The sequence below is a fragment of the Pseudomonadota bacterium genome (assembly GCA_027624715.1).
Taxonomy (GTDB): Bacteria; Pseudomonadota; Gammaproteobacteria; order Burkholderiales; family Eutrophovitaceae; genus Eutrophovita.
Map to the genome: position 1 here is coordinate 1 of JAQBTV010000018.1, position 22,144 is coordinate 22,144.

Sequence of the window (22,144 nt, forward strand, 5' to 3'; positions counted from 1 at the left end):
CTTTTAATGTTACAACATAGCATATTTGGGCACTCAAAATACCGCAATAGATGAATGGTGGAGGCGGGGAGAATCGAACTCCCGTCCGCAAGTCCTCTGCAGTCGGTACTACATGCTTAGTCAGATCATTAAATTTAATCAGCGTCAGGTTGATCGACAGACCTGAAGACAACGAGCTACCTTTAGTTTAATGAGATCCGAAGTAACCCCGGATTCCACGATCTCTCGTTTATGACTCCGCTGTTGGTTACCCAACTCAACCCAAGAGAAAGCTGGCGCGGAGTCTAGCCGGTATTAGGCGGCTAGAGCGTAACGTTCGTCGTTTGCGACTGTACGTTTTCCAGCTGATTTACAAGGTGACTGGACCTTGACATGCACCGAGCTGTTTCGCAACCCACGTCGAAACCAGGTCGCCCCCAACTGAGCTTAGTTTAAACGATCCCAAGGGGACTAACCAGTTTTATTCGAAGGTGTTTAAAAATATGCATTTCGACCGCTTTTCATTAATCCAGGGCGCGCAATAGCGCGTCGTCGTTTACGATGGATGATAATGCTTGGGACATGGCGTCATTAACCAGTTTTGTACTGTCGCGTGAAGACGACACACTGCCTAATTCTTTCTCTGTTGAAACGGTATAGCGCTTAGAGTATTTTTTATTGCCATTTACGATGGATGCGACAATCTCCACATTAAGTGTGGTCACATAACCAAACCGGGGGTTCTTGATCGAATTGAGCATGAGTTGTTCAAGTTCGATGAGAAATTTCTTAGGGTTCGAATCTCCACTGACCGCTTGAATACCCTGTTTTTCAAGTGCTGCGACCATTTTGGAGTTGAGTATGGCTTCAATATCTCCTTTGATTGATATGTCAAATTGCGCAGACTTGTCTCCCGTGACGCCGAGTGTTTTATTTGCTCTTGAGTCCTTTACGCTCAAATTTACGGATGTACTTTTTACTTCTGCTTGATTTGTAATAAAAATGTCAGGATTCAGATTGATAAATTGTGGTCCATACGCGCAGCTTGAAATCGTGATGGCAAGAAAAGAAAGTGCGAGGTATGGCTGTTTTGTTATTGAGCTATACATGTTTTCAATCTCCTATCGGTTACTGTAGCAAACTAGACTAACTTGCGAGCGACTAACATATAATTTACATTTAAGTTTTCGGTGAGTGAATAGACCTGTGTTATTGGGTTGTACCTCATCCCCTTTGTTTTTTCTACCTTGAGCCCGGACTTTCGTATCATCTGGCTAAGTATAGAAGGTCTTATGAATTTTTGGTATTCGTGAGTGCCTGCGGGTAGAAGCTTCAATATGTGTTCTGCGCCAACGATGGCAAATAGAAATGCCTTTGGAGTCTTTGATATTGTAGAAAATATTGTCCATCCCCCTGGTTTTACTAATTCAGCGCATGCGCGGACGACGCTGATTGGATCTGGCACATGCTCCAGCATTTCCATACAGGTAACGACATCAAAGCGCCCGGCATATTTCGCGCTGAAGTCCTCCGCGGATGATTTTTCATAAGTGATATTTAAGCGACTCTCATGTAGATGCAGCTTGGCAACGTTTAATGCTTTCTCAGCCATGTCGATGCCGACTACGCGAGCTCCTTTTCTCGATAGGCTTTCAGAGAGTATGCCGCCCCCGCAACCGACATCTAGGATGTCTTTATCATCCAGGCTAACGATTGATTCTATAAAGCTTAGCCTAAGCGGGTTAATTTGATGCAGTGGCTTAAATTCGCTATTCGGATCCCACCAGCGATGCGCCAGAGCTTCAAATTTTTTAATTTCCGAAGGGTCAACATTTATTTCCATAATCTATAATGGGGCGGTTAAAAATTGTTAAGCATCCTCTATGCTACACTCCAAATGCAAAATAGCCAGTTTGAAAGTGTATTTTTGTCTGTATTTTTGTGTTTTATATCTGGGCGGATTAGCCTAAAAGAGTCCTCTAAAAAAGTGCTGGGTGTGGTATCCTTACGCGTGAGTAGAAAGGGGCCACAAACGGTATAAAATTCTTAGATATTTTATGCGTGAATAAGTGGTCTAACATGGTATTTATCAACCTAAATCGTTAAGAAATTTCGCATGGAGCAATTCGCTAAAGAGACGTTGCCGATCAGTTTGGAAGAGGAGATGCGTCGTTCGTATTTAGATTACGCGATGAGCGTAATCGTAGGGCGCGCATTACCCGATGTTCGTGATGGGTTAAAGCCTGTGCACCGCAGAATTCTTTATGCCATGTATGAGTCGAATAACCAATGGAATCGCCCGTATGTAAAGTGTGCGCGTGTAGTGGGTGAGGTCATGGGTAAATATCACCCTCACGGCGATAGTGCTATCTACGACACGTTGGTGCGTATGGCGCAAGACTTTAGTCTTCGATACACGTTGATCGATGGGCAGGGTAACTTCGGGTCGGTTGATGGTGATAACGCAGCGGCTATGCGTTACACCGAGTGTCGTCTTCAAAAGCTTGCAGCAGAAATACTTACGGATTTAGATAAAGAAACGGTCGATTTCGGGCCGAACTACGACGGCAAAGAGCATGAGCCTCTCGTTATGCCCTCAAAGATACCCAACCTGCTCGTCAACGGTTCATCCGGCATCGCTGTGGGGATGGCGACAAATATCCCGCCTCATAATTTATGTGAGGTGATTGATGGGTGTCTTGCTCTGATTGACAATCCCGCGATAAGCGTTGATGAACTCATGGAGATTATCCCCGCGCCAGATTTTCCGACAAAAGGAATTGTCTATGGAACGGTGGGTGTTAAGGAAGCCTACCGGACGGGGCGAGGCCGAGTGCTCATGCGAGGAAAGACCCACATCGAAGATATTGATTTAGCGGGCGGTCGCCAGGCAATCATTATCGATGAATTACCCTATCAAGTGAACAAGTCCTCACTACTTATGCGTATCGGGGAGCTTGTTCGGGACAAACGGATCGAAGGTATTTCGCCAACTGGCATCAGAGATGAGTCTGACAAGTCGGGCATGCGTGTCGTGTTGGAACTCAAGCGCGGAGAGATCGCCGAGGTAATCCTGAATAATTTATTCAAAGATACGCAGCTGCAAGATTCTTTTGGTATGAATATGGTGGCTTTGGTCGATGGCCAACCGAAGATTCTTAACTTGAAAGACTTCATTTGGGAATTTATTCGACATCGAAAAGAGGTTGTCACACGACGTACAGCGTATGAGCTTAGCAAGGCAAGACAGCGAGCACATATTCTCGAAGGCTTGGCGGTAGCACTATCTAATGTCGACGATATTGTTGTATTGATCAAATCGATGCCGAGTCCCCCTGATGCAAAAGCAGGACTTATGGATCGGGTGTGGCGATCTGAGTTGGTGGAAGCGTTACTGGCGCGAGGCATCGGTGAGGATTTAGAGCTTCTTGGCGCATATGGTTTAAAGCGAGATGGATACCATTTGTCCGACATTCAGGCGCAGAGGATTTTGGAGATGCAGTTGCAACGCTTGACAGGCCTTGAGCAGCAAAAAATCGAACAGGAATATCGGGATGTGATTGATACAATTGTCGACCTAGAGGATATCCTCAAAAATACTGACCGGATCAGAGAAATTATTAAAGGTGAGTTAGCCCAAACTCGAGCTGATTTCGGGGACGATCGACGCAGTGTGATTGAGGTCAATGCACAAGACATCTCTTTAGAGGATCTCATCACCCCAGAGGACTTGGTCGTTACGTTATCTCATACGGGTTACATTAAGTCGCAACCGTTGAGTGATTATGAGGCGCAGCGTCGCGGAGGGCGAGGTAGGCAAGCAACAAAGACAAAGGATGATGATTTTGTCGATAACTTATTTGTTGCGCATACGCATGACTATATTCTGTGCTTTTCTGACCTTGGGCGAATGTATTGGTTGAAAGTCTATGAGTTGCCACAGGCGAGTCGTGCCAGTCGGGGTAAGCCAATTGTAAATATTCTGCAGTTGGCTGAAGGCGAAAAAATCACTGCTGTCTTGCCGGTGAAAGAATTTGATGATCAACGTTTCGTATTTATGGCAACTAGTCGTGGGGTGGTAAAGAAAACACCACTCTCGCATTTCTCGCGTCCGCGACAGATGGGTATTATTGCTGTAGATCTGGAAGATGGCGATCATCTGATTGGTGTATCGATTACCAACGGTAAGAACGACATCATGTTGTTCTCTGATGGGGGAAAAGCAGTTCGGTTTTCAGAAGGCAATGTTCGCGCAATGGGTAGAACAGCTCGCGGGGTTCGTGGAATGCGATTGCCGGACACTGAGTTGCTCATCTCGCTTGTCGTTGCCGACGATGAAGAGCAAAGCGTGTTGACTGCAACGGAGAATGGTTATGGTAAGCGCACGAAAGTGGCTGAGTATACGAGGCATGGTCGAGGTACAAAGGGGATGGCCGCGATTCAAACGAGTGTGCGAAATGGACGAGTAGTATCAGCAAAATTAGTTTCTGAAAAAGACGAGGTGATGTTAATCACTACGGGTGGTGTGTTGATACGAACTTCAGTCAGCGAGATCCGAGAAATGGGTCGTTCGACCCAAGGTGTGCGGCTCATTAATTTAGGATCTGATGAGAAGTTGTCCAGTCTAGTTAAGGTTGAAGAGCAGGTCGTCATCGAGGGAGATGTCGAGGGGGAAGACTCGAGCGATTAGATCCCTTTTCAAGTAAGCTGCCAACGTTTTTTTGCGCTTTAGATTGATAAATATTCACGTTTTAGAGGTTTGGTTTGAGCACGATATATAACTTTAGCGCAGGCCCTGCGGTATTACCAAAAGTAGTACTAGAGCAGGCTCGAGAGGAAATTCTTGATTGGTCAGGCTCCGGTATGTCTGTTATGGAGATGAGTCATCGCGGCAAGGAGTTCTTAAGTATCGCCGAGGATGCCGAGCGGCATTTGAGATCACTCATTGGGTTAAGTGATAAGTACCAAGTTCTTTTTTTGCAAGGTGGAGCATCGACGCAATTTTCAATGATTCCCATGAATTTGCTGCATGGTGCTAAAGTTGCAGATTACATCTGTACAGGCCAATGGTCTAAGAAGGCCATTAATGAAGGTAAAAAGATCGGCGCGGTGAATATTGCAGCCACATCTGAGGAAGGTAATTTTTCGGATATTCCTTCATTTGATAGTTGGAATTTAAGTGCTGATGGCAGCTATGTGCACATCACATCGAATGAGACAATTGGAGGAGTGGAGTTTCATGACTATCCGTCAGATCTACCCTCGCCGTTGGTTGCTGACATGTCCTCACATATTTTATCTAGACCGCTTGACGTGTCTCAGTTTGGACTGATCTATGCTGGGGCACAGAAAAATATTGGTCCAGCTGGTTTGACGATTGTGATTGTTCTCAAGGATTTGTTAGAGCGAGTCTCTTCGGAGTTACCCTCGATGTTTAGTTACAAGGTGCAATCCGATAACGAGTCGATGTTTAATACGCCACCGACTTATGCGATGTACATGTCCGGATTAGTATTTAAGTGGCTTGAAGAGTTGGGTGGGTTATCCGTAATCGAGCAGATGAATATTAAAAAATCATCACTGATCTACGATCAGATTGACAGAACTGGTTTTTATCGTAGTCCAATTGATAAGCGGTATCGGTCCCGTATGAATATTCCTTTCAGGATTCATGATGACAGTCTAGAAGATTTATTTTTGAAAGATGCGAAAGATAGTGGTTTATTGCAGTTAAAAGGGCATCGGTCGGTCGGCGGTATACGGGCGTCCATTTATAACGCGATGCCTCTTGAAGGTGTCGAGGTACTTTTAGGGTTTATGCAGGACTTTGAAAAGAAACACGGCTAAGGAATTTATAATGTCTCTAGATGCAATTTTTAAAATTCAAACTTTAAACAACATTTCTAATGCGGGACTTAGTCGTCTTCCGGAAAATTGTTATGTTCACGGGTCTGATATTGAAGATCCGCATGCAATCTTGGTGCGTTCAGCAAATTTGCTCGAGTTTGAGCCATCTAAAAATTTGTTGGCGGTGGGGCGAGCAGGAGCAGGTACAAACAATATTGATATTACCCGGCTGGCTGGCTTGGCTGTGCCGGTATTTAATACGCCTGGAGCCAATGCTAATGCTGTAAAAGAATTGGTCCTTTCGGGTTTGCTGTTGTCAAGTAGAAATTTGGTTGGTGCCATAGATTTTGTTAGAAATTTGAAAGTTGATGGGGAACTTTCAAAAAACGTAGAACAGGGCAAAAAGAAGTACGCAGGACGTGAATTGCCTGGTCGTACGTTAGGTATTATCGGACTAGGAAAGATTGGTAGCTTAGTTGCTGATGTGGCTTTGAGGCTTGGTATGCGGGTGGTAGGCTACGATCCAGGCATCACCGTCGATGCTGCATGGGGCTTGCCCTCAGGAGTGGTTAAGGCCGGATCCATTTCTAGCTTGGTGCGCAAGTCTGACTTTATTTCTCTGCATGTACCGTTAAACGATGCGACTAGGAATCTAATCGACGAAGATTGTTTGGCATTGATGAGCGCTCACACTGTATTGTTAAATTTCTCTAGAGGAGCTGTTGTTGATAACGTGGCTTTGGTCAAGGCTCTCCTTGCAAAAAAAATAAAACAATATATATGTGACTTTCCAAACGATTCGCTTATTGGCGTCGATGGTGTTATTGCGCTACCCCACTTAGGGGCCTCTACAATTGAGGCTGAGGAAAACTGTGCGACGATGGTCGTTGATCAGATCCGGAGCTACCTGGAGGATGGGAATGTCGTTAACTCGGTTAATTTTCCTAATGTCTTCATGACGCGCGAGTCCCTTTATAGGATCGTTGTAATTAATGAAAATGTTCCTCATATGGTCAGTCAGATATCAACAGTGCTGGGTGACGCTAAGCTCAACATCAATAATATGATCAATAAATCTTTAAATGAGATTGCAATCACCTTAGTTGACCTAGATAGTCCTGTTAGTGATAATGTTTTGGTTACGATTAAGGCTATCGAGGGCGTAAAACGTGTTCGTTACTTAAATGGAGCGTAGCGACGAAATATGAGCGATCCAATATCCGATTTACGGCAGCAGATCGACATAATTGATGATTCGCTTCTGACTCTGCTGAATAAGCGTGCCGAAATAGCGCGGCAGGTCGGAGAGGCTAAAAAGCAGGGAATTGTTTATCGGCCGGAGAGAGAGGCCCAAGTCCATCGTAGGCTCCATGAGAAAAATCAAGGGCCTTTGTCGAATGACACCATCTCTCATCTTTTTACAGAAGTCATCTCTTCGTGTCGAGCGCAGGAAGCACTGCTTAATGTTGCGTGCTTAGGCCCTGCAGGAACGTTTAGTGAAGAGGCCGTAATAAAGCAGTTTGGTTCACAGATCAATTTGATCTATTGCCCAAATATTGATGATGTATTTAAGTCTGTTGGCTCAGATGTTGCATCTCATGGGGTTGTCCCGCTGGAAAACTCAACCGAAGGTGCGATCAGTCGCACACTTGATTTGCTCTTCGAGAGTTCTTTGAAGCTGTGTGGGGAAATCGGATTGCCTGTCCGACATAATTTACTAAGCAAAGAAAAACCTGAGAATATTGATAAAATCTACTCACATTCTCAGAGCTTTTCGCAGTGTCAGAAGTGGTTGGGTCAGCACTTCGCATCTGCGCAACTGATCCCTGTAGCGAGTAATGCTGCTGCCGCACAATTGGTCGCTTCAGAAGCACGGTCGGCTGCGATTGCTGGACGTATTGCTGGAGAGCGCTATGGGCTGACGGTTATTCATTCGTCGATTGAGGATAAGCCGGACAACACAACGCGCTTTGGTGTAATTTCCAAGTCCGTAGTTGGGACATCGGGTAGTGATAAGACCTCAATAGTTCTTGCGGCTCAACATAAACCAGGGGCAATTCTAAGGTTACTTGAGCCTTTGGCTAAAAGTGGTATCAGCATGACTCGTCTCGAATCCAGACCTTCGGGTTTAGGGCTTTGGGAGTATATGTTCTTTATTGATCTTGAAGGCCATCAGGATGATAAGGCCATACAGGCAGCATTGTCTGATATTCAGTCTAAGTCTGGATTATTTAAAATACTTGGATCTTACCCTAAGGCAGTTTAAATCTTGGGTCATATCGTTTAATGCCATGGCAAAATCTCTTCTACCTCTAGATTGTGTTCGTACTATTGCTCCCTACCAGCCTGGCAAGCCAATAGGCGAACTCGCAAGAGAACTATCTCTTGATCCTGCGGCCATCATTAAGTTGGCGTCGAACGAGAATCCGCTAGGTTGCAGTAAGTCTGTCATTGGAGCTTTCATGAACGAGCTAGAGGAGGTAGCACGCTATCCAGATGGTAGTGGCTTTGCACTCAAGCAACAGTTGAGCGCCAAATTAGGCATTCCGTCCGACTATTTGATTCTGGGTAATGGATCGAATGATGTGCTCGAAATCGCTTCTATTGCTTTCTTGGATCGAGATCGCTCCGCAGTTTATTCAGAGTTTTGTTTTGTAGTCAATAAACTGGCTACCCAAAGTCGTGCCGCTCAGGGTATTGAAGTGCCTGCTACGAATTATAGTCATGATCTGGCACGAATGTTTGATGCCATTCAGAAAAATACCCGTGTTATTTTTATTTCAAACCCAAATAATCCGACAGGCACATTTCTGTCGCCTCGAGACATACTTAGTTTTATAGAACAAGTTTCAGAACATATTTTAATTATTCTGGATGAAGCATACTACGAGTACTTACCTTTAGAGCTTCAGTCGGAAAGTGTCAACTGGGTCAAGCGTTTTCCGAATCTTCTCGTGACGCGTACATTTTCAAAAATCTACGGTTTGGCATCGCTTAGAGTTGGATATGGAATCGCTAATCCCAGCGTTGCAGAAATTTTGAATCGAGTTCGTCAACCTTTTAATGTCAATAGTTATGGACTAGCCGCTGCGCGCACTTCGTTGCTAGATGATGAATTTGTTCGGGACTCAGTACGAATGAATGATCTTGGTATGCATCAATTTGTATCTTTTGCTGAAAAATTAGAACTAGCGTTCATCCCGTCACGTGGTAATTTTTTGACGTTCGAGTTTGATCAAGAGGGGATAGAGGTTTATCAACGACTGCTTAAGCGTGGTGTCATTGTCAGACCGCTATTGGGCTACGGCCTCCCTAATCATCTGCGAGTGAGTATTGGCTTAACAGAAGAAAATGAAAGATTTTGCGAAGAGCTCGAAGCTGTTCTTAACGAAAAGCGCTAGCAGGTAGGCAACGATATGAAAAAATTTCACTTAGAACAAATCACAATAATAGGCGTCGGGTTGATCGGAGGATCGGTAGCTTCGCGGTTGAAGCGCGATGGCTCGGTAGGTAAGGTAGTAGGAGTCGGACGCAGTCATCAAAATATGGCTTGTGCGCTAGAGACGGGTTTAATTGATGAGGTGGCCACAGACATTCAATCGGCGGTTACGAATGCGAGCATAGTGTTAGTTGCGGTGCCGGTGAAGCAGGTTGAGTCGGTCTTGCATGAAATTAAATTGAGTACTAATACTGACGCGATCATAACGGACGTTGGTAGCACCAAGGTTGATTTCAAGAGAATGGTGGAGGAGGTTATCCCAGAGCGAGCTGGATTCGTTGTACCTGGACACCCTATAGCTGGATCGGAAAAAACGGGAGCGTCAGCTGCTGAAGCAAATTTGTTTGAAGGAAAAAATGTAGTTTTATGCCCATTGTCACAAACTCGCGCTACAGTATTAAGTATTGTTAGAGATTTGTGGCAATCCTGCGGAGCCCATGTGAGTGCGATGTCTGCAGATAAGCACGATAAGATTTTTTCTGCAGTCAGTCATCTACCGCATGTGGTTTCTTATGCTTTAGTTGAAATGATGAATCGTAGGAGTGATTCTGCCGAATTGTTTGATTTTGCAGCGGGTGGCTTCCGCGATTTTTCACGTATTGCCGGAAGCTCTCCTGAAATGTGGGTCGATATTTGTCGAGCTAACCATGAGCACATTGTTAATGATGTTGAATCATTCATTGCAAGTCTTGAGACAATTAGTGAATTACTACACTCGGGAAATTATGGAGAGCTACAGCGGATATTTGATACGGCTGCTATCGCTCGTAATAACTGGGCATCAAAGCAATGATCCTTTCTCGGGATGATCAAAAGATCACTCTAGGAGCCCCGTATGGTGCTGCTGGGACTGTCGTTATTCCGGGTTCCAAGAGTATTTCGAATCGTGGTCTTATTCTTGCTGCACTCTCCACCGGGGTTACCGAACTCAAGGGCCTGCTTCATTCGGACGATACGCGAGTCATGATCGACGCATTGCGTACATTAGGCTTAACGATCTCTGTTGCGTACGACACGACGAGCGTAACTGGATGTGGTGGTGTATTTCCTAATCAGATAGCTGACCTGTTCCTGGGTAATGCGGGGACTGCAGTGCGATCTCTAGTGCCCGTGCTTGCACTTGGCCAAGGTCAATACGATATTCGCGGTGTGCCTCGAATGCATGAACGACCTATCGGCGACTTGGTTGATGCACTAACGAATATTGGAGCTAACATCAGCTATGAGAACCAAAAGAATTTTTTGCCGCTAAGAGTAAAAAAAAGTAACAGACTAAAATTTGATGCACCTATAGAAGTGCGGGGTGATGTTTCGAGCCAATTCCTTTCCGGCCTATTACTCTCGCTTCCTTTATTGGGTCGAGGTGTTTCGATAAAAGTGACAGGTATATTGGTTTCTAAGCCATATGTTCAAATGACGTTAGATCTTATGAAGCTTTTTGGCGTATCGGTGCAGAACGTCGATTGGGCAGAGTTTCATATTGATGGGGGTCAGGTCTATCGCAGCCCCGGTGCTTTGGAGATTGAAGTTGATGTGAGCAGTGCCTCTTATTTTTTTGCGGCAGGTCTTCTTGGCGGAGGGCCGATTGTCGTTCAAAACATCTCGCAAAATAGCATCCAAGGAGATATTCAATTTTTGGATGTCTTGAGCCGAATTGGTGCTGACGTCAGTTGGACTGAGCGAGGGGTATCCGTTTCAATGCCAAAAAATAATCGTGTAAAAGCGTTTAATTTGGACCTTAATCATATTCCAGATGCGGCAATGACACTGGCGGTGATCGCGTTATTTGCTGACGGACCATGTGAACTTAGAAATATTGAGAATTGGCGTATTAAAGAGACTGATCGCCTGTCCGCTATGGCAACGGAGTTAAGAAAGCTTGGCGCGACCGTAAATGAGGGAGTTAGTAGTTTGGAGATTGAACCGCCGACATTGCTTACCGAGGGTGTTTGTATTGATACGTATGATGACCATCGTATGGCTATGTGCTTCTCGCTCGCTTGCTTTGCTGGTCTAAACATTACAATTAACAACCCGCTGTGTGTTAACAAAACGTTTCCAGATTATTTTGATATTTTAGAGTCTGTACTCCAAGCGCCAGTGGTGACGATTGATGGCCCGAGTGGTTCGGGTAAGGGTACGGTCGGGAAGAAGACTGCTGAAAGGTTAGGTTTCTCCTATCTTGATAGCGGTGCGTTGTATCGAGGGATTGGTCTTTGTTATTTGGACAGTGGCGCTAATCTTGACCTTGATGATAGCGCTTCTGTCGAGACTTTTCTTAACGGCATTAGTCTTGAATTTTCTGGTGGGCTACTATTTGTTAATGGTGAGGATGTGTCACGACGTATTAGAGAGGAAGAGGTCTCTATGGCAGCAAGTAAAGTTGCGAAAAGTGAAGCCATTAGAAGCCGGTTGTATCGGATTCAGAGGAGTGTTCGGCGGGCTCCAGGGTTGGTTGCCGAAGGGCGAGATATGGGGACGACGGTATTTCCTGACGCTAAGTTGAAAATTTTTCTCACAGCGTCTCTAGAGGAAAGAGCAAGGAGGCGCTTTCTACAGTTGGTAGAAAGTAATGGCCGTGTTAATATGGAGGGTCTTGTCGCTGAGATGAGGTGCAGAGATGTCGAGGATGGTTCTCGAAACTTCTCTCCGATGCGTCAGGCAGAGTCCGCTATTGAGCTTGATAGTACAGGTAAGAGTGTCGACGAAGTGGTCCAAGCTATCCTAAGTAGTTATAGAGAAGCTGGTCAAGGGTCTACGGTCTGATTGTTTCGAGCTTGTTTGATATGCGTTTTTTTAACTTTAATCGAGAGAGTCGAACGTGTTTGTTTCTTGAGTTAACTGTCTCCAAAAAAATATTTTATGACAACCACTAATATTGAAAGTCCAGCAACTGATAGTTTTGCAGCAATGTTTGAAGAGAGCTTGTTGCGCCAAGAAATGCGCGCAGGTGAGATAATAACCGCGGAAGTAACGCGTATCGATCATAATTTTGTTGTAGTTAATGCGGGATTGAAGTCAGAGAGTTATATCGCGCTTGCAGAGTTTAAAGATGATAAAGGATTGCTTCAGGTACAAATTGGCGATTATGTGTCGGTGGCTATTGAGTCGATTGAGGACGGATATGGTGAGACTAAACTATCGCGTGAAAAAGCCAAAAGAATGGCCGCGTGGTTGAGTTTGGAAAAGGCAATGGAAGAAGGTACGATTGTTGAAGGTTTCGTTTCTGGGCGTGTTAAAGGCGGGCTTACCGTTACGCTGGACACTATTCGAGCATTCTTACCCGGATCTTTAGTGGATGTACGACCAGTTAAGGATACAACGCCTTACGAAGAAAAAACGCTTGAATTTAAGGTGATCAAATTAGATCGACGTCGGAATAATGTTGTCGTGTCCAGACGTGCAGTGTTGGAAGATAGTCTTGGCGAAGAGCGTCAAAAAATCCTTGAGAATCTTCAGGAAGGTGCCGTAGTCAAAGGAGTTATTAAAAACATTACTGATTATGGTGCATTTGTTGATCTTGGTGGTATTGATGGTTTGCTACATATTACTGATTTGGCATGGCGTAGAGTCAAGCATCCTTCGGAGATTGTGAATATTGGTGATGAAGTAGAAGCTAAAGTACTTAAATTTGATCAAGAGAAGAGTCGTGTCTCTCTTGGTTTGAAACAATTAGGCGAAGACCCGTGGACTGGGCTATCACGAAGGTTGCCTAAAACGACTAGATTGCACGGAAAAATATCTAATTTGACTGATTACGGAGCATTTGTTGAGATCGAGCCTGGTATTGAAGGTCTTGTGCACTTGTCTGAAATGGACTGGACGAATAAAAATGTGCATCCAGCTAAAATCGTTCAGCTGGGTGATGAAGTGGAAGTTATGATTCTTGAGATTGACGAGGATCGACGTCGAATTTCGCTTGGAATGAAACAATGCGCACCAAATCCATGGGATGAATTCGCTGCTACCGCTACAAAAGGAGATCGTGTCAAAGGGTCAATTAAATCCATTACGGATTTTGGTATATTTATTGGTCTTCTAGGAGGTATTGATGGATTGGTGCATACATCAGATTTATCTTGGACAGAACCGGGAGAAGATGCTGTTCGGAAGTACAAAAAAGGAGATGAGGTCGAGGCCATTATCTTGTTGATTGATGTCGAGCGAGAACGCATTTCGCTTGGTGTGAAGCAACTAGAAGCAGATCCTCGTAGTAATGTTGTTTCTGATTTCGAAAAAGGTTCTGTCTTAGATGGTACCGTAAAATCTCTAGATGCTAAGGGTTTAGTCATTGATCTTGGCGGTGATGTGGAGGGATTCATTAAGATTTTAGAGTTGTCGCGAGACAAGAGGGTATCGGTCGATGGTTTTACGGTAGGTCAAACTGTGCAGGCTATGGTAAGTTCAGTAGACCGGAAGACCCGCGTAGTTAATCTTTCTATTAAAGCTAAAGAGGCAGCTGAGGAAACCGATGCAATTAAGAAGCATGCGTTGGATAGTGACACAGAAAACGCCGGCACCACGAATCTGGGAGTTCTGCTTAAGGCAAAAATGGAGAATAATTAAGCATCACAATTGCAAGTAAATGTATTAAGGAGTACAGGTTGTATGACAAAGTCTGAGCTTATAAGTCGATTGGTGGGAAGGCTGCCTGCATTCAAAGAAGACGATGTCGCATTTTCTGTGGGTTTGCTATTAGAGGCTGTACTTGCGACCTTGGAAAAAGGGCAGCGCGCCGAGATTAGGGGATTTGGTAGTTTTGCTTTGAATTATAGACCTCCTCGAAATGGGAGAAACCCTAAGAGCGGTGAGCAAGTCTCTGTGTTACCAAAGTACGTACCGCACTTTAAGCCCGGGAAAGAGCTTAAGAATAGAGTGAATGCTAAATCTGGAATGTGATTGCGGAATTATTGTTGGATGCAGAACTGTCGATGTTAAAGTAGGTTGGAAGAGCGGTCGAAATTTTCTCGAGCGCTTTTTTTTCGCTTTTCGTAGCTTATTTTACTGAATAAGGAGAGGTCATATAGCATGCTTAGATTTGTATCCGGCTTGTTAAAGCTAATCCTTTCCGTCTACTCTAATTTTTGTTTTTGCAATCTATAATTTTGAGTGGTCACACTACAGTTTGCTAATGTTTATGAGTTTGATTTGCCGCTTGCGGTAGTTATATTTATAGTTTTTATGATGGGCTTGGTGCTGGAGGCTACGGTGACTTGGTTTAGTAGATGAACTATCAAGAAGCGCCAATAGATATGTAGGAATATTCGATGGATTTTGAAAACTGGTGGTTGCTCGCTTTCCCGTTGTTTTTTTTTCTTGGGTGGCTTGCGGCTAAGATCGATATCAGGCAGCTCATGAATGAGACTAGACAAATTCCATCGATATATATCGAAGGGTTAAACTTCCTACTCAACCAAGAAAGAGATAAGGCAGTCGAAGTTTTAGTTAAGCTTTCTCTCGCCGAACCAGATTCAGTTGAGTTGCAGTTTGCTGTTGGTGTTCTATTTCGCGATAAAGGTGAGATACAGCGTGCACTAGCGGTGCATCAAGGCTTACTCGATAGACCGGAATTAACAGGTGCCCAAAGAAATAGGGCAATTCTTGCGGTGGGCCAGGATTTTTTCAAGGCAGGGATGCATGATCGAGCTGAGGAGTTTCTGAAGCGCGTCGGTAGCAAGGAGTATGCGCCGGAAGCGTTGAAGCTTATGATGGATCTATACGTGAACCGGAATGACTGGGTTCATGCTGTAGAGGTAGCTCGAAAATTACAAGAAACCACTGGTGAATCAAAAGGCCCAGAGATTGCACATTTTATGGTCGAAATTGCGTTGAGCTATCAAGGCAAAGAGGACTACAACCAAGCTCTATATTGGCTCTATGAGGCTTTAAGTGAAAATCCGATAGCTCCCAGACCTAGAATAGTGTTGGGTGATATTCTCAAAGGGCAAGGTCGTTATCATGAGGCTATCCATGAATGGGGAAAATTGGAGCATTACGCTTTAGGTTATCTGGGACTAGTAGTGGACTCGCTGATTGAGTGCCATGATAAGTTGGGATCTCAAAAGCAATGTTTAGAAAAGCTTAAGGGAATCATTGAAATTGGTTCAAATCATGATGTATTGGTGGCCACTTTTAAGTTGAGTCTCGAGTTAGAAGGGCACGAATCTGCTCGCGCTCTTGCGCGTAAATTTTTGAAACAAACTTCGAACGTTACTTGGGCTATTCCTATTCTTGAATTGATTAAAAAAGATTCAAGTGAAAGTTATCTTGACGACGTGAATTTGCTTATTGAAGTGGCAAAACAGTATGGCCAAGATTCTGCCCATGTCTGTGACAATTGTGGTTTTCGTGCGCAAGCGCACTACTGGCGGTGTCCGGCATGCAGGCTGGTAGACACTTATGTGCCAACATCAGTTCAAGCGGAAGGAAATGTGTGAAATCAAAAGTTATTGTTGCCGTAGATTTTTCAAACGAGAAACATTTGATGAGTTTTGTCGATCTGATTAATCCTGAGCTGTGCGGGTTAAAGATTGGTAAAGAACTTTTCACTGCCCTTGGGCCTCGACCAGTTGAGATGTTAGTCAAGAAGGGTTTTTCTGTGTTCTTAGATCTCAAATATCACGATATTCCTAATACAGTTGAACGAGCTTGTGCCGCTGCTCGAGATCTTGGTGTTTGGATGGTCAATGTACATGCCTTAGGCGGGGCAGAGATGATTCAGGCAGCAAGAAGTGGACTTGGAAATGCTCCTAATCGATCTTTGCTTACTGCCGTAACTATATTGACGTCAATGGATGCGGCGGGTTTGAAGACAATTGGATTTAATCAGGAACCTTTGGACATGGTGAAGCGATTAGCGCATCTAGCTCAAAAATCTGGGGCAGACGGAGTCGTCTGTTCGGCTAGTGAAGTTAAGGAACTTAATATGATGCTTGGCGACACTTTTATCAAAGTAACACCAGGCATTCGTCCGTCTGGATCTGCCACCGATGACCAGAAACGGGTAATGACGCCTTCTGAAGCGATAAAACAGGGTGCTGATTATCTTGTGATCGGTCGACCTATTACACAAGCGCAAGATCCAGTCAGTGTATTAAACTTAGTCATACAGGATATAGAAAATAGTATATAAGTTGGATTTATAGAAAACCGAGTACACTTCCTGTCTGTGAGTGTAGATTCGCTTGTTATGAACATTAATGAATTAAAACAAAGATTAAAGTCTGCTCAAATTCTTGTTGTCGGAGATGTGATGCTGGACCGGTATTGGTTCGGTAGTGCTGATCGTATCTCTCCCGAGGCACCTGTTCCAGTGGTGCGGGTTGATAAGACGGAATATCGACTAGGTGGCGCCGGTAATGTCGCATTGAATATTGCGAAGCAAGGAGCGCAGGTAAAATTGCTCTCGGTTAGAGGTGATGATCAAGAGGGGCGGGAGTTAGAGGCCTTGTTGGAACGTAATCATATTGAGTCACACTTGCTTCTTGATAAGAAGCTCTCAACGACGATTAAGACTCGTGTAATTGCACAACGTCAACAGTTAGTGCGGATTGATTTCGAAAGTACGCCAACACACGAAGTTTTAAACCAAACCTTAAAGCGTTATGCTGACCTCGTATTGGACGCAGATGTAATTGTATTTTCAGATTACGGTAAAGGGGGGTTGCAGCATATTGCTAAAATGATTAGAGAAGCCAATAAAGCAGATAAATGCGTACTTGTTGATCCTAAGGGTGTTGATTTTGAGAAATATTATGGTGCTTCATACATTACGCCGAATAAGACTGAGTTAAGAAATGTTGTTGGCTCTTGGCAGTCTGAAGAGGAACTCACTCAGAAAGTTAATACATTGCTCGAAGACCTCCGCTTAAAGGGCTTATTACTAACTCGCAGTGAGGAGGGCATGAGTTTATTCAGAGGGGATCGTTCGTTGAGCTTTCCTACTTCAGCGCAAGAAATTTATGACGTCAGCGGCGCAGGAGATACGGTGATTGGAATTTTAGCGGCGATGCTCGCAAGTGGTTGTGATATTGAGGAATCAGTAGCTTTTGCTAATCGTGCTGCAGGAATTGTGGTGGGTAAGCTTGGAACTGCCACGGTAAATTTTGATGAGCTTTTTCCTGAGGGTGAGTATTAGATGTCAGTGATTGTAACAGGCGGTGCAGGCTTCATTGGTTCGAATTTGATTCGGGGCTTGAACGCGCGTGGCATCGTCGACATTTGGGTTGTAGATAATATTGGTTCATCTCATAAGTTCAAAAATCTAATAGGGTGCCAGTTTAAGCAGTACCTGCATAAAGATGAGTTTCGTAATCTCGTGCGTGAGAATAAATTTGAAGCTAAAGTCTCCACAATTTTTCATCAGGGAGCCTGTTCAAACACGATGGAATTGAATGGTAATTATATGATTGATAATAATTATCAATACTCAATTGATCTGTTGGATTATGCGATTCGGAACGAGATCCATTTTATTTGTGCGTCATCTGCTGCAGTTTATGGTGCGGGTACTCACTTTAAAGAAGATAGGGTCAACGAGGCTCCGTTAAATGTATATGGCTATTCTAAATTTCTTTTCGATGAGATCGTTCGGGAAAGACTGCATGAGGCGAAATCACAAATTGTTAGCTTGAGATATTTCAATGTGTATGGTCCTAGAGAAAGTCATAAAGGACAGATGGCGTCCGTCTCGTATCATTTAATTAATCAAATGTCCGAGGGCGGTTTGTTAAAGTTATTCGAGGGTAGTGGCGGGTATGCTGCAGGAGAGCAAAGACGAGATTTTGTTTATGTGGATGACGTAGTGAAGGTAAATCTAGAATTTTTAGATCATCCCGATCGATCAGGTATCTATAATTGCGGCACTGGCCAATCGCAAACCTTTAACGAATTGGCGGTAGCGACCATAAATGCCGTGAGAAAAAGCCACGGAGAAGGTTTGCTGACGCTGGATGAAATGTTAGATCAGCAGATCATTACGTATCGCTCTTTCCCGGAAGGTTTGGTTTCAAGCTATCAGAGCTTCACTGAAGCGAATTTAGAGCGGCTACGAGGTTCTGGATCGGAAGTCGTTTTCCATGATGTCGCGTCGGGGGTAGAGGCGTATGTTGATTTCCTCACCATCTCTAATTGTTCTTAAAGAGTAATACTCTTAAATGTCCTATAAAACACTTGATGATTTAGTTGGTAATACGCCTTTAGTACGTTTAAAACGAATGCCGGGACAGACTACTAACTTCGTTTTAGGAAAGCTGGAGGGCAATAATCCAGCAGGATCAGTAAAAGATCGTGCTGCGTTGTCGATGATCATGAAAGCTGAAGAAGCTGGACGTATTAAACCGGGAGATACGCTTATCGAAGCCACTTCTGGTAATACCGGTATTGCTCTGGCAATGGTGGCGGCAATGCAGGGGTATAAGATGGTTTTGGTGATGCCAGAAAACTTGTCGATCGAGAGAAGACAGACGATGGCTGCTTTTGGCGCAAAATTCATACTGACACCGCAACCTCAAGGTATGGAGGGTGCAAGAGATATCGCTGAAGATATGCAAGCACGTGGAGAGGGCGTTATTCTTGATCAGTTTTCTAATACCGATAATCCGCTAGCCCACTACGAGAATACAGGACGAGAAATTTGGGAGCAGACAGACGGGCGCATCACTCATTTTGTTTCAAGTATGGGCACTACAGGTACGATCATGGGTGTGTCTCGCTATCTAAAGACGAAAAACCCGAAGATTCAAATTATCGGTTGCCAACCCACGGATGGGTCTCAAATACCAGGAATCAGAAAGTGGCCGGAGGCTTATTTGCCGAAAATTTTTGATCCTAAACGGGTTGATCGAGTAATCGAGGTGTCACAGACGGACGCGGAGGAGACGACACGTCGAATGGCAAAAGAAGAGGGAATATTCGCTGGGATCTCGGCTGGTGGTGCGATGTGGGTTGCTTTGCAGTTATGCGGGACCCTTGAAAATGCAACGATCGTCTCTATTGTTTGTGACAGGGGAGACCGTTATCTGTCTATGGGTGTTTTTCCCGCTTAGTGATGTACTCATAGTGTCCTCGATTTTTTTTTAGGATTGGGTGTAATCCAGTGGGTGCCACTATGGAGGTTCTGATTGAATCTGTCGATCATGAAGCGCGTGGTATTGCCCGTCATGACAATAAAGTAATCTTTGTTGATAACGCGCTTCCTCAAGAGACAGTGGGTGTCGAGATTAAGCGACGTAAACCAAACTTTGAAATGGGGGTCTCTACTTATATTAAGTCTCCTTCTCCCTCGCGTATTAGTCCGAAATGCTCGTATTTTGGTATTTGCGGTGGCTGCAGTTTTCAACACATTAATGCAAGAACACAGATCGCCATCAAACAACGGGTACTTGAGGATGCGCTAATTCGAATTGGAAAGGTTAGGCCAGAGCAGATGTTGTCACCAATCTGTGGCCCCACATTTCAATATCGTTCGCGTGCTCGTTTGTCGAGCCGTTATGTGATAAAAAAAGATAAAGCTCTGGTTGGTTTTCGTGAAAAGGGTAAGAGCTACGTTGTGGATATGGCTTCTTGTGAGGTACTGCCTAAGCATATTTCAGCGCTTCTACCAGTCCTAAGATCGTTAGTTGAATCATTTTCCATTCGAGAACGAGTGCCTCAAATAGAGGTGGCCTGTGGCGATGTGGTTGATGTCCTAGCATTTAGGATTTTAGAAGACCTGTCCGAGGACGATTTAAAGGCATTGAAGGAGTTTGGTGAGAAGTATGATGTGGCCATGTTTACGCAACGTGGAGGACCTGGGACGCTGAGTCAGATCTATCCTGAACTTCCAGTTGCTTTAACGTACAGTATCCCTGATATGAACCTGACGTTTGAGTTTGGTTTATCAGAGTTTACACAAGTTAATACAGACGTAAATTCGGTATTGGTTCGTCGTGCAATTAGCCTACTCAAGTTGCAACCCGGTGAGCGTGTCGCAGATTTGTTTTGTGGGTTGGGAAATTTTTCATTAGCAATTGCAAGAAGTGGTGCACAAGTTATTGGACTTGAAGCGAATCAAGAACTGATTAATCGGGCAACTGCTAATGCCATTCGTAACCAATTGTCTGACCGCTGTGAGTTTGTTGTTGCTAACCTTTTTATAGAAGGGTGCCCCGCTTACAAGGCTCTTAGGGCGATTGATAAGCTACTTATTGATCCTCCACGTGATGGAGCAATGGAGCTCATAAAACGTATAGGGAATAATGGCCCTAAAAAAATAGTGTACGTGTCGTGCAATCCAGCTACCTTAGCGCGGGATGCCAGCATACTGGTACATGAGCATGGGTATCGTTTAATCTCAGCGAGTATCGTCAACATGTTTCCGAATACGTCTCATGTTGAATCTATCGCATACTTTGAGAAATAAAAAAAGCGCGATAAATCGCGCTCTTTTTTTAAACTTCACTTTGTTAATCTCGATTTCCTGCCAGTGCCATTAGTAAGTGAAGTAGGCTTGCGAATATATTAAATAAACTCATGTAGACACCCGTGGCTGCCATGATGTAGTTTGTTTCTCCTCCGTTGACGATCCGGCTCACATCGTGCAAGAGGAACATCGAGAAGACTGAGATGGCCAGAGCTGATATCGTTAAAGCAAGGGCCGGTATCTGAAGGAACATATTTGCGAACATGGCGATGATCAGTACGATCATGCCGACAAATAGGAACTTACCCATAAAGCTGAAATCCCGTTTTGATGTGGTTGCGATTACGCTCATGACAACCATAATACCTCCGGTTCCAGCTGCGGCTAAACCAATGAGTTCAGGTCCATTCCTCAACGAAAGTGCTACATTCAAAATTGGACCTAACCACCATCCTAAGATAAAGGTCATGCCGAGAAGTAACGCAGCACCTAGACCATTATTGCGATTTGCAGCAATCGCATACTGTAACCCGATGACGGTACCTAACATGATGAGTGAGCTTATGATGGGATGCTTGAAAACAATACTACTCGAAGCCATACCAACGAATGCCCCAATAATTGTGGGGACCATGGTGATAGCCAACATTAGGTAAGTGTTTCTTAGAACTTTTAACTGTTGAGCTCCTAAGACACCACTAGTGGTCGAAGCATGAACGTTTGATTGCATTTGATTTAAAGCCCCTTATTTTTTTAAAGAAAATGAACTCAGCCAGCTGGTAAATCTAACACTAACTGCCAGTTGAGAACGCTAAACTCAACTCCTATTATAAATGAATAAGAAAAAATTTCTGAGATTTCCGCTTGGTTAATACGTCTAAAATAGGGGATAATGAGACACAGGAAGCGTGGCAGAGCGGTTGAATGCACCGGTCTTGAAAACCGGCAAGGGCGTAAGTCCTTCGTGAGTTCGAATCTCACCGCTTCCGCCAGACAAACATATAAAATAAGCCTTAAATGGATTTTTTTATTCCTACATACCTAAAAACATACCTATCAATCTTCAAATCTCTCATGAGTGAGGGGCAAGTTCTTTAACTTGTCTTCTGGTGCTGTTGTTGCAGTTTTGCCATGGCGTTCCTCATCCGCAATGAATGCCTCAAAGTCTCGGCTGCGTTGTAACTCTAGATCCCTTGGCTTCCGCTAGCTTTGATGCAGGAATAACCGTGCCATCCTTTATGAGCCGCTTCAGTTGAAATTGCTTGAAGGTCTGGATCTTAATCTTCCCAGACAATTCCACATCTCTAAGACCACGTTTATCTTTGCTCATAGATCTATATTAAACAATAGGGGTACCCCTTCTTAATTTCCTGAAATCCAGACCCCACCGTACCCCCACCCCCCAATTTGGCCAAATG

The 22,144-nt window shown here is 44.3% G+C and carries 19 protein-coding genes, 1 tRNA gene and 1 other RNA gene; 16 read left to right on the forward strand and 5 right to left on the reverse strand.

The genetic code is table 11. The features are described 5' to 3' along the window. Positions 1–55: 55 nt before the first annotated feature. The 3 genes from ssrA to ubiG all read right to left on the reverse strand — a co-directional run bounded on the left by ssrA (position 56) and on the right by ubiG (position 1,822). Positions 56–418, reverse strand: a transfer-messenger RNA (tmRNA) gene (gene ssrA, locus O3A65_08250). An 85-nt stretch (positions 419–503) separates the two neighbouring features. Then, positions 504–1,088: a YajG family lipoprotein gene (locus O3A65_08255; protein MDA1332453.1), complete on the reverse strand. Its 585-nt coding sequence runs from the start codon at positions 1,086–1,088 to the stop codon at positions 504–506. Positions 1,089–1,120: 32 nt separating this feature from the next. Then, the gene (ubiG, locus tag O3A65_08260) at positions 1,121–1,822 is read right to left on the reverse strand and encodes a bifunctional 2-polyprenyl-6-hydroxyphenol methylase/3-demethylubiquinol 3-O-methyltransferase UbiG (protein ID MDA1332454.1); all 702 of its coding nucleotides are present in this window, start codon (positions 1,820–1,822) and stop codon (positions 1,121–1,123) included. A 273-nt stretch (positions 1,823–2,095) separates the two neighbouring features. Here ubiG and gyrA point away from each other — a divergent pair, with 273 nt between their 5' ends. The 15 genes from gyrA (at position 2,096) to rlmD (ending at position 20,726) form a co-directional block, all read left to right on the forward strand. Next, positions 2,096–4,669 (forward strand): DNA gyrase subunit A, encoded by a 2,574-nt coding sequence (gene gyrA / locus O3A65_08265; GenBank protein ID MDA1332455.1) that lies wholly within the window; start codon positions 2,096–2,098, stop codon positions 4,667–4,669. 74 nt (positions 4,670–4,743) lie between these two features. Beyond that, on the forward strand, positions 4,744–5,826 hold the full coding sequence (gene serC / locus O3A65_08270; protein ID MDA1332456.1) for a 3-phosphoserine/phosphohydroxythreonine transaminase: 1,083 nt from the start codon (positions 4,744–4,746) through the stop codon (positions 5,824–5,826). 10 nt (positions 5,827–5,836) lie between these two features. After that, on the forward strand, positions 5,837–7,021 hold the full coding sequence (locus O3A65_08275) for a 3-phosphoglycerate dehydrogenase family protein (protein ID MDA1332457.1): 1,185 nt from the start codon (positions 5,837–5,839) through the stop codon (positions 7,019–7,021). A gap of 9 nt (positions 7,022–7,030) precedes the next feature. Beyond that, positions 7,031–8,092 (forward strand): prephenate dehydratase, encoded by a 1,062-nt coding sequence (gene pheA / locus O3A65_08280; GenBank protein MDA1332458.1) that lies wholly within the window; start codon positions 7,031–7,033, stop codon positions 8,090–8,092. A gap of 25 nt (positions 8,093–8,117) precedes the next feature. Beyond that, the gene (gene hisC, locus O3A65_08285; GenBank protein ID MDA1332459.1) at positions 8,118–9,227 is read left to right on the forward strand and encodes a histidinol-phosphate transaminase; all 1,110 of its coding nucleotides are present in this window, start codon (positions 8,118–8,120) and stop codon (positions 9,225–9,227) included. A 15-nt stretch (positions 9,228–9,242) separates the two neighbouring features. Continuing rightward, positions 9,243–10,118, forward strand: coding sequence for a prephenate dehydrogenase/arogenate dehydrogenase family protein (locus tag O3A65_08290; GenBank protein ID MDA1332460.1), 876 nt, complete (start codon positions 9,243–9,245; stop codon positions 10,116–10,118). Further along, positions 10,115–12,091: a 3-phosphoshikimate 1-carboxyvinyltransferase gene (gene aroA / locus O3A65_08295; protein ID MDA1332461.1), complete on the forward strand. Its 1,977-nt coding sequence runs from the start codon at positions 10,115–10,117 to the stop codon at positions 12,089–12,091. Before O3A65_08290 ends, aroA begins: the two co-directional genes overlap by 4 nt. Before the next feature lie 96 nt (positions 12,092–12,187). Beyond that, positions 12,188–13,891 (forward strand): 30S ribosomal protein S1, encoded by a 1,704-nt coding sequence (gene rpsA / locus O3A65_08300; GenBank protein ID MDA1332462.1) that lies wholly within the window; start codon positions 12,188–12,190, stop codon positions 13,889–13,891. Between the two features lie 42 nt (positions 13,892–13,933). Beyond that, positions 13,934–14,224, forward strand: a complete 291-nt coding sequence (locus O3A65_08305) for an integration host factor subunit beta (GenBank protein MDA1332463.1) — start codon at positions 13,934–13,936, stop codon at positions 14,222–14,224. A gap of 368 nt (positions 14,225–14,592) precedes the next feature. Beyond that, on the forward strand, positions 14,593–15,762 hold the full coding sequence (locus O3A65_08310) for a hypothetical protein (protein MDA1332464.1): 1,170 nt from the start codon (positions 14,593–14,595) through the stop codon (positions 15,760–15,762). Further along, complete coding sequence (gene pyrF, locus O3A65_08315) at positions 15,759–16,457, forward strand: orotidine-5'-phosphate decarboxylase (GenBank protein ID MDA1332465.1); 699 nt, start codon at positions 15,759–15,761, stop codon at positions 16,455–16,457. The genes O3A65_08310 and pyrF overlap by 4 nt, the downstream gene beginning before the upstream one ends. A gap of 57 nt (positions 16,458–16,514) precedes the next feature. Continuing rightward, the gene (gene rfaE1 / locus O3A65_08320) at positions 16,515–17,462 is read left to right on the forward strand and encodes a D-glycero-beta-D-manno-heptose-7-phosphate kinase (protein ID MDA1332466.1); all 948 of its coding nucleotides are present in this window, start codon (positions 16,515–16,517) and stop codon (positions 17,460–17,462) included. Next, positions 17,463–18,464 (forward strand): ADP-glyceromanno-heptose 6-epimerase, encoded by a 1,002-nt coding sequence (gene rfaD, locus O3A65_08325; protein MDA1332467.1) that lies wholly within the window; start codon positions 17,463–17,465, stop codon positions 18,462–18,464. It abuts the gene before it with no gap. A gap of 16 nt (positions 18,465–18,480) precedes the next feature. Next, complete coding sequence (gene cysM, locus O3A65_08330; GenBank protein ID MDA1332468.1) at positions 18,481–19,371, forward strand: cysteine synthase CysM; 891 nt, start codon at positions 18,481–18,483, stop codon at positions 19,369–19,371. A 62-nt stretch (positions 19,372–19,433) separates the two neighbouring features. Next, entirely contained in the window at positions 19,434–20,726 is a 1,293-nt protein-coding gene (gene rlmD, locus O3A65_08335) for a 23S rRNA (uracil(1939)-C(5))-methyltransferase RlmD (protein MDA1332469.1), read from the forward strand. A gap of 43 nt (positions 20,727–20,769) precedes the next feature. Here the strand turns inward: rlmD and O3A65_08340 are convergent, their stop codons facing one another. Further along, positions 20,770–21,456: a Bax inhibitor-1/YccA family protein gene (locus O3A65_08340; GenBank protein ID MDA1332470.1), complete on the reverse strand. Its 687-nt coding sequence runs from the start codon at positions 21,454–21,456 to the stop codon at positions 20,770–20,772. A 172-nt stretch (positions 21,457–21,628) separates the two neighbouring features. Here O3A65_08340 and O3A65_08345 point away from each other — a divergent pair. After that, positions 21,629–21,718 (forward strand) — tRNA-Ser (locus O3A65_08345). Positions 21,719–21,885: 167 nt separating this feature from the next. On the opposite strand, the gene O3A65_08350 is transcribed toward O3A65_08345, so the two are convergent. Next, the gene (locus tag O3A65_08350; protein ID MDA1332471.1) at positions 21,886–22,056 is read right to left on the reverse strand and encodes a hypothetical protein; all 171 of its coding nucleotides are present in this window, start codon (positions 22,054–22,056) and stop codon (positions 21,886–21,888) included. Positions 22,057–22,144 lie beyond the last annotated feature (88 nt).